The sequence below is a fragment of the Mycobacterium sp. NTMscope_MAC_12 genome, assembly GCF_976985675.1.
In genome coordinates, this window is record NZ_CDRJYY010000001.1 from 5,611,151 (window position 1) to 5,623,457 (window position 12,307).

Annotated in this window: 9 protein-coding genes; 2 read left to right on the top strand and 7 right to left on the bottom strand. The window is 68.9% G+C overall.

What is annotated here, in order from left to right; all coding sequences use genetic code 11:
* Positions 1–14 precede the first annotated feature (14 nt).
* From AC0KS4_RS26085 to AC0KS4_RS26110, 6 genes are read right to left on the bottom strand one after another with little or no spacing between them, the layout of a single operon-like run.
* Positions 15–3,293, bottom strand: coding sequence for an arabinosyltransferase domain-containing protein (locus AC0KS4_RS26085; RefSeq protein WP_472408538.1), 3,279 nt, complete (start codon positions 3,291–3,293; stop codon positions 15–17).
* 6 nt (positions 3,294–3,299) lie between these two features.
* Complete coding sequence (locus AC0KS4_RS26090; protein ID WP_238955557.1) at positions 3,300–5,180, bottom strand: galactan 5-O-arabinofuranosyltransferase; 1,881 nt, start codon at positions 5,178–5,180, stop codon at positions 3,300–3,302.
* 2 nt (positions 5,181–5,182) lie between these two features.
* Positions 5,183–5,947, bottom strand: a complete 765-nt coding sequence (locus AC0KS4_RS26095; RefSeq protein WP_238955558.1) for a decaprenylphospho-beta-D-erythro-pentofuranosid-2-ulose 2-reductase — start codon at positions 5,945–5,947, stop codon at positions 5,183–5,185.
* A gap of 11 nt (positions 5,948–5,958) precedes the next feature.
* Positions 5,959–7,341, bottom strand: a complete 1,383-nt coding sequence (locus AC0KS4_RS26100) for an FAD-binding oxidoreductase (protein ID WP_238955559.1) — start codon at positions 7,339–7,341, stop codon at positions 5,959–5,961.
* A gap of 32 nt (positions 7,342–7,373) precedes the next feature.
* Positions 7,374–7,796: a GtrA family protein gene (locus tag AC0KS4_RS26105; protein WP_238955560.1), complete on the bottom strand. Its 423-nt coding sequence runs from the start codon at positions 7,794–7,796 to the stop codon at positions 7,374–7,376.
* A gap of 41 nt (positions 7,797–7,837) precedes the next feature.
* On the bottom strand, positions 7,838–8,317 hold the full coding sequence (locus AC0KS4_RS26110) for a GreA/GreB family elongation factor (protein WP_225329197.1): 480 nt from the start codon (positions 8,315–8,317) through the stop codon (positions 7,838–7,840).
* A 124-nt stretch (positions 8,318–8,441) separates the two neighbouring features.
* On the opposite strand from AC0KS4_RS26110, the gene AC0KS4_RS26115 reads away from it, so the two are divergent.
* Positions 8,442–9,140, top strand: a complete 699-nt coding sequence (locus tag AC0KS4_RS26115; protein WP_238955561.1) for an ATP-binding cassette domain-containing protein — start codon at positions 8,442–8,444, stop codon at positions 9,138–9,140.
* Positions 9,137–10,810: a YhgE/Pip family protein gene (locus AC0KS4_RS26120; protein WP_238955562.1), complete on the top strand. Its 1,674-nt coding sequence runs from the start codon at positions 9,137–9,139 to the stop codon at positions 10,808–10,810. The genes AC0KS4_RS26115 and AC0KS4_RS26120 overlap by 4 nt, the downstream gene beginning before the upstream one ends.
* A gap of 12 nt (positions 10,811–10,822) precedes the next feature.
* Here the strand turns inward: AC0KS4_RS26120 and AC0KS4_RS26125 are convergent, their stop codons facing one another.
* Complete coding sequence (locus tag AC0KS4_RS26125) at positions 10,823–12,283, bottom strand: HNH endonuclease signature motif containing protein (RefSeq protein WP_238955563.1); 1,461 nt, start codon at positions 12,281–12,283, stop codon at positions 10,823–10,825.
* Between the last annotated feature and the right edge of the window lie 24 nt (positions 12,284–12,307).

A 12,307-nucleotide genomic window follows, 5' to 3' on the forward strand; every position in this document is an offset into this window, starting at 1 on the left:
CCGCCGGCGCGAATCTAGGTCTTGCGCAGCGGCGCCGGGTTCCACAGGCCGCTGCGCGTCGCCGTCCCCAGGAGCAGGTCGGCGGGTTGGGCGCCGGGGTAATACGGCGTCAACCGCTGCAGCGAGCCCCAGTCGCGGGACCAGTCGTCCTTCAAATAGGTGGCCATCGTGGTCGCCTTCGCCAGCAGCTCGGTGACGCCCAGCGGGCCACCGCCGTTGTTGTCCATCACGGGCGAGTTGGCCTCGGCGCCGAACCGGTCGGGCAGGATGCGCCATTTCGGTGTCTCGTCGACGCCGTTCTGGTGGCCGAACGGTCGCTGACACGGGAACGCCAGCCCGACGAGCCAGTCCAAGAACACCGGGGCGGCGGAGCCCACCACGTCCTGCAGCGTGCGCAGCCGCGGGATGCGCGGCGGTGTCAGCGCGATCCAGTGCTGTGGCGCCAGGTCCTCGTCGTCGGCGACCAACCGAATCTGGGTGGCGTTACGCGGGATTGCCGAGAGCGCCAGCCGCAAGTTGCGCCAGGCCGGGGACGCGCCCACGTCGGCGAATTGGAACGAGCCGCCGGGACGCCCGCTGGCCGCCTGCTCGTCGGTGGCCCACTGCACCTGGACCTCGCGCGGGTCGAAGCGCCCGGACGCGCTCACCACCAGCAGCGGTCCGGCCTGGTCGCGCGAGGGCAGCCGATACCAGCCGGACCGCAGGTGCGCGGGAATCTGGATGCCCGAACGCCAGCTGCCGAGCACCGGTGTGCGCGCGGGGTCGAGGCTGAAGGGCAGCTGGGCCGACGATCCGTTGATTCCCGGCGCGGGGGTGGTGCCGCCCTCGGTGCCCGCCTGGTTGCTGCCGGTCTTCTCCTCGTCGTTGACGAAGCTGCGGTCACCCGGCCGTTCCATCACCGGGTCGGCGCGGACGTCGGCGGGAATTCCGTTGGGCGTGAAGGCTTCCGACAGGCCGGCCCCGAGGGCGTCGGCCGCCGAGGCGCCCACCGGCGACAGCATGCCCGCGTTAGGGTCCTGCTCCACCAGCACGTCCTCGGCCAGTCCACACGTCTTGCCGGTCAGCGCTTGCAGGTTGGAGCGACCGACCGACCACGCCGGATATTGGTCGGTCATCGCCAGGGTCAGCGAGGCCACCTCGAACACCACCAGCACCCACGTCGCAATTGCCAACGGGGACTGGATGATTCCGGCGATGCGCGCGCCCAGCCGGGTCTTGGCCGGTCCGTTCTCGGGGGCGACGAAGTGGAACCATGCGGCCAGCAACAGCACCACCACGGTCAGCCCGAGCAGCGCGGTGGCGAAGGCGTAATGCCACGCCGGGAACGCATTCGACCATGGCACACCGAAATTCGAGACGTACCACCAGCCGTTGACGCTGGCGAAGGACAGCGCCACCAAGAACAACACCACGGCCGCGTACACGGTGCGGTTGCGCCGCGACCGCATGGCCACGGCCGTCACCGCGACCGCGGCCAGCGCGCCCAGCGGCCCGGCCAGTCCGGCGAACACGCCGAAGTGGTGGGTCCACTTGGTGGGGGTGAACATCATCGCGACGAAGGAGATGATGGTGATCCCGACGATGCGGCGGCTCGGCCCGGCGGCGGTGCCCGGAATTCGCCCCTTGCGCAACGACATTGCGACCGTGACCCCGAGCGCGAGCACCAGCGCGAGCACGGCGAAGCGGCGGGCCACCGACCCGTCGGGGCTGGCCATGAACAACCGCTCGTAGCGGATGTGTTCGTCGAACCAACTCAGGCTGGGGCCGACGGCGCGCTTGAGCATGGTGGCCTGGACCTCACCGGCCAGCGTCTGGTCGCGGAAGATCAGGATGGCGGTGACGGTGACCGCGGCCAGCAACGGCAGCGCCAGCGGTAGCGCGCCGAACCGCTTGATCCTGCGGTGCAGGATGGTGCGCAGCGGCCCGATCGCGACCAGCAGGGCGCCGATCGAGGCGATGCCCGTCGGCCCGGAGAACAGGGTCAGCGCCCCGATGATGCACGCGATCGCCACCGGCAGCAGCCGGCTGGTGGCCACCGCGCGCTCCACCGAACACCACGTCAGCAAGATGCCCAGGGCGATGATCGGCTCGGGGCGCAAACCGTTGTCGAGCGGGAGCCAGACGGCCAGGAACGTGCCCGCCGCGGTCCAGGCCGCCGCGCGGTTCTGCTTGACCGCATGACCCAGGCGGGGCATGACCTCCCGGCTGATCACCCACCAGCACGTCAGCGCCATCACCAGGGTCGGCAACCGCATCCAGATGCTGGTGGTGCTCACATGAGCCCACAGCGCCAGCAGGTCGTAGTACCAGCCGAAGGGGGCCTCGGGCGTGCCGAACCAGCGGTAGTAGTTGGCCATGTAGCCGGCGTGCTCGGACACCCGGGCCATGGTCAGGATGTAGCCGTCGTCGGAGGTGTTGGCGCCGACGAAATGCCACCACACCAGCACCGCGATGACCAGGGCGTCCAGCCCGCCGAGCGACCACCAGCGCGCGGGCAGGAAGCGGCGGTGCCGGGTGCCGTCGGTGGTGTCGAGCCGGTGCAGCGCGACCAGGGAGGCGGCGGTCAGCACCAGCCCCAGGATCATCGCCGCCATCTTCAGCGGGGTGGGGCTGCTGCTGTAGCGGGTGTCGACGGTCGCCGAGAAGCTCAGCCCGGGGGGCGTCGGTCCGCTCAGATCGGTGAAGACGCCGACGATCTGCGGCCGGAAGTCGTAGCCGCTCTTCTCGCCGCGCAGCGGCGAGCCGGGATGCTCGCTGTTGGGTCCCTGGGTCAGCCCGACGAACTCGGCGGTGACCCGATCGGCGTGCGCGGTGAACGTCAGCCGCTGGCAGGCCGGGCCGAGCACCTGGCTCAGCGGGGCGCTCACCACCGGGACGTTGCGCACCACCAGCACCAGCTCGTCGTTGGCCCGCACGATCAGCAGACCGCGGTCGACGGCCTTGGGCGCCTGCTTGGGCACCGTCGACAGCAACACCGTCTTGCCGGCGTTGCCCCCACCGGTCAGCCCGGCGGCGGCCTGGCACGGGACGGTGATGTTCAGATCGGTGGCCACATAGCCGATCAGGGGCGCCTCGACGCTGCCGAAGGTGCCGTTCTGGGGCCAATTCAGCTGGGCGGTGGTCTGGTCGACCGGCAGCAGCGGGGTGGCGATCGCCAGCAGCACGCCGAGCAGCCCGGCGACGGAAGCAATCAGCCGGGCGATCCGGTGATTGGCTTCCGTGGCTTGCACGGTGCTAGATGCTAGTTCTTCCGCGGTGTGCGGCCCCGTTTGAGGCGTGGTCTCGGTGCTCATCAGCCGTTACGCCGTCGGCTTGCGGACGGCCAGCACGAAGGGCCCGACGCTGCGGACGTCGAAACGCGCGCTGTCGAACAGGGCGCCGCGCAGATCGACGGTGTAGCGCCGCACGTTGGGCTGGTTGGGGTAGACGTCCTCGGCCAGCCGCAGGGTGTAGTTGCCGTTCGCGCCGCGGCGCATCAAAAAGACCGTCGGCGCCGGCCAGGGGCAGGTGTCCAGGGCGTGGATCAGCTCGTCGGCGGTCTTGAGCTTGGACCACTTGGTGATCTGCGCGGCCCGCAGATCGAATTGGGCGAGCGGGTTGGCGTAGTGCGAGGTGAGCCCCTGAAAGCCCCAGTAGGGGTAGAAGGACAGGAAGCTGTAGTCGGCCGTCATCACCACGGTCTGGTCACGGGGCTTGCCGGTCACCTGCGTGATGTCGTGATCGATTGTCGCGTAGAACTTTTCGGCGCTGGGCGGCCGCCGGTCGCCGCGTTGCCCGTTGCCGTCGGTGTCGGTGTAGGCGATGGTCAGGTCGGGCCGCAGCACGTCGGGTATGTCCTGGCTGAACGCGATCGCGGCGGCCAGGCCGATGGCGCCGGCGACCGGGACGATCGCGCGGCCGCGGTGCTTGAGCGCCAGCGTCGCCTCGACGAAACCGAACGCCCCGGCGGCGACCAGCAACACGCTCAGCGTCGGCTGCAGCCGGAACGACAACAGCGTGATGCGCGCCAGGGTGCTGAGCATCGACAGCAGCGACCACAGGTAGACCGCCAGCACCCCGATGGCCAGCGCACCCGCCCGCACCGAGGAGCGGGCGCGCACCACCAGCCACAGGGTGCCGATCATGGCCACGACGCCGAGCAGCGTGAACTGCAGCATCGGGAAGGTCAGCTCGGCCCCGTCGGCGGGCAGGTAGTGGGCGGCGCCTCCGGTGTTGCTGATCGGGCTGCGGGCCGCTCGCACGAGGAACGGCAGCCAGGTGATGCACCCGATCACCACGGCGATGCCGGCGATGACGGCCACGCGCCGCAGCGGATCGAGCGCGGCTTTCGCGCCGTCCCGGTGCCAGCGCACGCCGGCCAGCCACAGCGCCATCAGCGCGAGCGCGAACGCGGTGAACCCGAACAGCAGCGTGTACCAGGTGGCCGTCCACCCCAGGAAAATCCCGGCGCCGATCACCGCGCCCCAGCCCGCGCGGCGGCTCGCGTCCGGTCGGTCCGCGGCACGCAGGCCCGACCAGGTCAGCACCAGCACCGGCGGTAACAGCACGGTGATCATCGCCGAGTAGGGCTCGGGCGAGCCGTAGGCCAGCGTGACCGCGGCCGTCGCGGCGGTGACGATCAGCGCGTACTCGAACCGGACCATCCGCCACCACAGCACCAGCGCGACCGCGACGGCGATGGCGATCGAGGTGATGGCCCACGGTTTGAAGACTTCCCAGGCCGGTGCCCCGGACAGCGCCGCCGCACGGCCGCCGATCCAGAACCAGCCGGGCGGGTAGAACGGCGGCAGCCCGAGGTAGGTCATGTCGCGCAGGGCGGGGCTGTCGGCGAGCCGGGTGACGTATTCGGTGCGGAACTGCTGGTCGACGGAGATGCCGAACAGATACAGCTTGGTGGCCCCCAGCGGCATGCCGAGGGTGACGACGGTGAACGCGGAGACGAACAAGAGCCCGCCCACTTGGGCGAGCAGCCGGTGTCCGCGCCGCCACACCCATCCGGTGGCGACCAGGCCGGCCAGGCAGCCGACCTGCCCGACGGTGGTCAGGGCGTGCAGTTGATTGGACGAGGGAAAGGCCGGCCACTGCACGCGAGAGATGGCGATCAGCGACACCACCGCGACCGCCACCGCGACGAGCACCGCCAAGGCCATCTGGCCGAGGGTGGCCAGCGCGTTGCGCATGATCAGATTGGCAGCTTGCGGAAGATGGGGCGCGGGACGTGTCGCAACACCATCATCACGTAACGGAATGCTGCTGGTGCCCAAACCAATTCCTTACCTTTTGCGGCAGCGGTGACCGCGAGGTTGGCGACGTACTCCTTGTCGACGGTCAGAGGCGCTTCCTTGACGTGCGCGCTCATCCGGGTACGCACCTGGCCGGGACGAATCACCAGGACGCGAAGCCCGAACTCGCGCAACGCTTCTCCCAACCCCAGGTAGAATCCGTCCAGCCCGGCCTTGGTGGAGCCGTAGACGAAGTTGGACCGTCGCACCCGCTCGCCGGCGGCCGAACTCATCGCGATGATCTGGCCGAAGCCCTGGGCGCGCATCTTCTCGGCCAGCAGCACGCCCACCGAAACCGCTGCGGTGTAGTTGATCTCGGCGGCCAGCACGGCCTTGTGCTGGTTCTGCCACAGCTCCTCGGCGTCGCCGAGGATGCCGAAGGCGACGATCGCGACGTCGACATCACCGTTGGCGAACGCCTGGTCGATCATCTTCGGGTGGGTGTCGGGGTCGGTGGCCTCGAAGTCGATCAGCTCCACCGACCGCGCCCCGGCGGCCTTCATCTGCGCCACGGCGGCGTCGCGGCCGGGGTCGTTGGGCATGGCGGCCAGCACGATTCGCGCGTGCGCGTTCTGCAGGTAGCGTTCGCAGATGGCCAGCCCGATCTCGGAGGTGCCGCCGAGCAGCAGGATGGTCTGCGGGTTTCCCACGGCGTCTAAAACCATTGGCACACCATCTAGAGCAGCTCCAAACGTCGGGCCATGTCCGAGGCGAACACCCGCAAGGGGTCGACCTTGCGGCGTACCGCGATCCATTCGTCGATGCGCGGATACATGGCGTGAAACGTTTCCGCGCTGACACGGGAGTCCTTGGCGGTATAGACCCGTCCGCCGAATTCCAGTGCGCGCCGGTCGAGCTCGTTGAGGAACTCGTTGATCCCCGGCTTGTTGGGGAAGTCCATCGCGACGTTCCAACCGGCCATGGGGAAACTCAGGGGCGCGCGGTTGCCCGGGCCGAAAAGCTTGAACACGTTCAGCGCCGAGTAGTGGCCGGTGGTCTGGATCCAGCGGATGATGGCCTTGAACTCGTCCATCGCGTCCGGCGGAACCAGGAACTGATGCTGGGCGAAACCTCTTGGGCCGTAAGCGTTATTCCAGCCGCTGACCAGATCCAGCATGTGGTAGAACTGCGACAGATTCTGGATCTTGCCCGAGTAGGTTCCGCCGAGGCGGTAGTACGTCTCGCCGATCGCCATGAACGACAGCTTGTTCATCGCGCTGACCGGAAACACGTTCGGCACCGTCAAGAGCTGCGGCGCATCGAATTTCAGCGGGTTCTTGGCGAGCTTCTTCGGCAATTGATCCAGCTTCGCCAGGCTGCCGCGGCTGACCGCGGCTCGGCCGAGCTTCGGTGGCGGACTGATCAGGTCGAACCAGGCGCTGGAGTAGGTGTAGTTGGCCTCGCTGCCGTCGAGGTGAACGGCGACCGTCTCGTCGAGATCCCTGGTGGCCACGCCGTCGGCGATGAAGTACGCCGTCTCTGTCGGCGTCATGGCGATGGTGGCGCGCAGCACGATCCCGGTCAGGCCGTTGCCGCCGACGGTGGCCCAGAACAGCTCGGCGTCGTCGCCGTCGGGGGTGATGGTGCGCACGGAGCCGTCGGCCATGAGCAGTTCCATCGACCGCACGTGGTTGCCGAAGCTGCCCGCGCTGTGATGGTTCTTGCCGTGGATGTCGCAGGCGATCGCCCCGCCGACGGTGACCTGGCGCGTGCCCGGCAGCACCGGAACCCAGAGGCCGAACGGCAGCGCCGCCTTCATCAATTGGTCCAGGCTGACGCCGGCGTCGACATCGACCAGCTGGGTGTCGGCGCTGATCGAGTGGATGCGGTTGAGCCCGGTCATGTCGATCACCAGGCCGCCGCCGTTTTGCGCGTTGTCGCCGTAGGACCGGCCCAGCCCGCGGGCGATCACGCCCCGGCCGCCGGAGTCGGCCACCCGGGCCACCACCTTGGCGATCACCTCGGGATCGCGGGTGGAGAGCACCTGGGCCACCGACGGTGCGGTGCGCCCAAAGCCCATCAACCGGGCGGGCTTGGTCACGGGATCGGTGCTCGACATCGTCAAAGAGGGTACCGCCTGCCGAAGGCGGCTCAGTGGATGCGGAAGATTACGGCCCGCTGCACGACGAAGTTGATCACCGTCGCGGTGCCCTGCGCGATCACGAACGCGACCGGGATCGCCCACGCCTGATAGTGCAGGAAAGCCAGGCACAGGTGGTTCAGCCCGACCTGCACGGCGAAGGTGATGGCGTAGAGAACCATGACCGCGACGAACCGGGCGGTGCTGGGCGGCGCCTGGAAGGTCCACCGGCGGTTGATCAGGTAGGCGGTGATGGTGCCGACGATGAAGCTGATGGACTTGGCCACGTCGACCTGTAGGTGCACCGCCTTGAACAGCATCAGGTAGAGCCCGAAGTCCACGATGCCGGCCAGGCCGCCCGTGACGACGAAGCGCGTGACCTGCGTCGTCAGGCTCAGGCGCGCCGGCGCGGTTGGGGACTCGGGGGGAAGCATTGGGGGAGTCTAACGGGGCCGCCGGGCAGTGGCGGGCATCGTCAGCGGGGCAGTTTGACCGCGATCAACTCGACCTGGTTCTCGCCCTGCGGCGTGGAGTAGGTCACCGTGTCGCCCGGCTTGCGCCCGGCCAGGGCCTGGGCCAGCGGGCTGCGCGCGGTCAGCGTCTCGGCCTCCCGGCCGACGGGCGTCTCCTCGACGATCGAGATCACGTGCATCGTGACCACCTCGCCGTCGGCGAACCGCAGGGTCACCTCGGTGCCGCCGGGCAGCGTCGCGGAGGAGTCGGAGTCCGGCGGCCCGGCCCGCAAACGCCGGTCCAGTTCGTTGATCCGGTCGGACAGGACGACGAGTTCGTCGGCGCGCTGGATCGCCTCGGCCGCGTCGCCGTGATCGCCCACCATCCCACGGTCGTTCTTGACTTCGGCCTCGAGGCGGTCGCGCCGCTGTCGCAGCCGGCCCAGCTCCGCCTCGAGGTTGTTCCGCGCGGCGTCCGCCGCGGATGGGGCTTTCTTGCTCACGTCCGTGGACCTTTCGCCCAGTGTGCTCAGGTGGCGTACCAGTGTGACACCACGATGAGCCGGCCCGCCACCATTCTCGTGAGGAACCGTGCGGCCCTTGTTTGAGTGCTCATGCCTGGGGTAAATGCGGTCAGTGGAATTCCAGGGTGCGCAGATTGTCGCGCGCGGCATCAGCGTTCGCGGTCCGCAGGGATGTGCGGTCGCGAACGTGTCGATGGACATCGCGGCGGGACAGCTGGGGGTGATCGCCGGGCCCGCGGGCTCGGGACGCACATCCATGCTGCTCGCATTGGCCGGGCGCATGCGGCTGGTGACGGGGACCGTCGCGGTCGGCGGTTATCGACTGCCCGGCGATTCGAGGCAGGTGCAACAACTGGTCGCGGTCGCGGCGGCGTCGCCCGCGGTCGAGCTCGACGAACATCTGACCGTGGAAGAGCATGTCGCCGAGCGCTTCTTCACCAGCCGCGGGCGCTCGACGCGCGCCGCGGTGGCCGAGGCGTTCGACATCGTCGGCCTCGAAACACCACGCAAATCACCGATCGGTGAGCTGAAACCGGACGACCGTGTGCTGTTGGCCGCGGCCCTGGCCGTGGCGGAGCGCCCCGGCGCGATGGTCATCGACGACGTTGATCGCGGCTGCGGACCCGAAGAAAGCCGCCGGGTGTGGACCGGGTTGAGTGCACTGCGCGAGCGTGGCTGCACCGTCGTCGCCGGCGGCACGCAGATCCCCGATGGTTTCGACTCGACCGACATCGTCGTCACACGGTTGCGTCACCCGATCGATCGCGACCGCATTCCCGTCCCCGATGGAGAAGCACATTGATCACCGCCCTGCGTCTGGCCGTCCTCGAATTTCGTCGCTTCCGCGGCCCGGTGCGTTGGCTGGTGCCGGCGGGGCTTTCGCTCATCCCGCTGCTCTACGGGTCGCTCTATCTGTGGGCGAACTGGGATCCGTACGGCAGGACGAGCCAGATTCCCGTCGCCGTTGTCGATCAGGACCGGCCGGCCGTGGCCAACGGCCAGCTGATCGATGCCGGCGAGCAGTTCAGCCAACAACTCCGGGCGTCGAATGCGTTCCAATGGCACTTCACCGATGCCCGCACCGCGCATAACGGCCTGGAACACGGTCGCTACTACTTCACGATCACGGTCCCGCCGGACTTCACCCAAAAGCTGGTCAGCGCGCAAAATCCCGTCCCCGAGCGGGCGGGCATGACGATCACCCTCAACGACGCGAACAACTTCGTCGCGGGCATTGTGGCGCAGGCGGCCAAGGCCGAACTGCAGGAGAAGATCAACAGCGCGGCCCATTCCGCTTATGCCAGCACGCTTTACAGCGACCTCGCGCAGGTCAAGCAGCAACTCAAGACCGCCTCGGACGGCGCCCACCGGCTGGTCGACGGCACGGTGCTCGCACAGCAGGGCAGTGCCGCGCTGACCCAAGGCATCGAGGCGCTGCAATCGGGGGCGGCCAGCGTCGGCGCTGGGGCGGAGCGCGTGCAAAGCGTCAACGCCGCTGCCGACGCGGCGTTCGAACGAGTCATCGACATGGTGCTCGCGCTCGTCCCGGACAATCAGCCACGAGCCGACGAGATCAAGAAGGCGTTGCTCGCGGCGAAGAATCTATCCCACACCCTGACGACGGGAGCGGGCCAAGTCGCCGACGGCGCCAAGCAGATCTCGGTGTCGCTGCAGGCACTGGACTCGGGCAGCCGGACCCTGCAAACCGGCGCCGACCAGTCGAACAGCGGCGCCGTCGACATCGCCAAGGTCATCGACGACACCCTGCACAAGGTTCCCGACGTCAACCCTGCGCAGACCGCGACGGCCGCCAACGTGCTCGGCTCACCCGTCGGCATCACGATGGACAACCTGAACCCGGCCCGCGAGTACGGGCGCGGGTTTGCCCCGTTTTTCTTCGCGATCGCGTTGTGGGTGGTCGGGCTGCTGGCGTACCTGTTCTTCCGGCCGATCAACCTGCGGGCGTTCGCCGGACGGGTCAGTGCGCTCACCGTCGCCGTCGCGGGGTGGCTGCCGGTCACCGCGGTCACGGCCGTCGGTGGCCTCATCCTGTTCGGCGTGGTGTGGCTGGGCCTGGGCCTCGACCCCCAGCGGCCGGTCTGGATGGCCGGGTTGTTGATCCTGGCCGCCGGCGCCTTCGTGTCGATCGACCATTTCTTGCGGATCGCGTTCGGCGTCATCGGATCAGCGCTGTCGCTGGCCTTGCTCATCGTGCAGTTGACCTGCTGCGGTGGCCTCTATCCGGTGGAGACCACCCCGGCGCCGTTTCGGGCCGCCCACCCGGTGGTGCCCATGACCTATCTTGTCGACGGCCTGCGCGTCACCGTTTCGGGCGGCCTGAGCGGCAACCTGATTCGCGACGCCCTGGTGCTCACGGGGTTCTCGATCGCATTCATCGCAGCGGCGGCGTTCATGGCGCGCCGGCAACGTATCTGGACGATCAGCCGGTTGCATCCCCAGATCGAAGTCTGATCTCAGCGCGAACTAGAAGGGCGGTGGGTCGTTGTTGTTGGGCGCCGACCGCTCGGCGTGGCGCGCCGCCTCGGTACTGATGCGTGCCTCGTTGATGCCGCGCTCCCAGCGGACTCGGGCGGCGTGATCCTGGGCCCGGGTTCGCTGCCGGACCGGCATCATGACACCGCGGTTCTGCCAGGGCGCGGGCGTGAAGGCCGGCAGTATCAGCGTCCCGGTCGGGATGGCCAGCGCCGGAAAATAAAGGCTGCCAACGGGTTTGGTGGTGTAGGTATGTCCCGTCGGCGACGTCCACACCACCGTGCCGTCTGGTCGCTGGCGATCCCGCCAGCCGTCGGGGCCTGTATAGAAGGTCTTGAGCAGATGATGGTGGCGGCAGAGCAGCTTGAGGTTCGACGGATGTGTGGGGCCGAGCGGAAACGGCACCGTGTGGTCGATGTCGCAGACGTCGGCCGGGGCGTCGCAACCGGGGAACCGGCACGTCAGATCGCGAAACCGGATGAACTCGGCCAGCGCGGTCGACGGCCGATACCCGGCTTCCGCGCGATCCGGCGGCAGCGTAAGCGGCTTGGTCTTCGCGACGGCGGCCAACTCGCGCAGCGACGGTGTCGGCAATGCGCCGAACCCCGGCAGATATGCCGGCGCGCTCACCTCGCCGCCGACCGCGGTCGGCTCGGCCAGCACATGGATCACGACATTGGTGCCCGGGACCCGCTGCGCCGCAGGGCATTCCGGGCTGCCACAGTCGCAGCGCAGAGCGGTCAGCCCGGCGGCCATCGCGCCCATCGCGTCGGCGCGACGCTGAGCCTTGGTGCGTGAATCATTCCGGCACACCGAGTCGGCCAGCGCGTCAAGCGCGCGGTCCACTGCGGCCGCATCGGTGGAATGCACCCTCGCCGAGATCTCCGCCAGCCCCGGGCTGATGGGCCCGATCTCGACACGGCGATCTTGACTGCGCATCCCGGGCACGCGCACCCCCGCGGGATCTACTCGCGTCACCCACATGTCAATGCGCTCAGCCATTTTCGGGTCCGACAACCGCATCCACTTCGGGGCGTGCCGGGCCACGGCGGCGTCCAGCCGGGCGATCAGCTCGGGGTCCTCGATCAGCTCGGTGCGGTACACCACTGCCGCCATCAGCCGGAAATCGATGGCGCCCCGGGCGAAGACCTCCGCGACCCGGGGCAGCCGCTCACGCAACGCGATCGCATAGCGCAAGCGCCCCGACGCCCGGCCGCGGCTGATGCCCAGTGCGGCCGCCACCTCGGCGACCACGTTCTCGTGTCCGTCGACGGCCCAGTTGAAGCGCTCGGCGTCGTCGGCGGGAGCCCGACGGGCATACAACTCCCCGATCGCCTCCAGCTCCCGCGCGCACTGCGCGTTTTGCGCCCGGGCCGCCGCGGTGACCCGGTCCAGCACGCCGGCGTCGTCGACGCCGTGAAATGCGAGGTCACGCGGCACCAATGCGAACATGTGTTCGATAATAGTGCCGCCCTG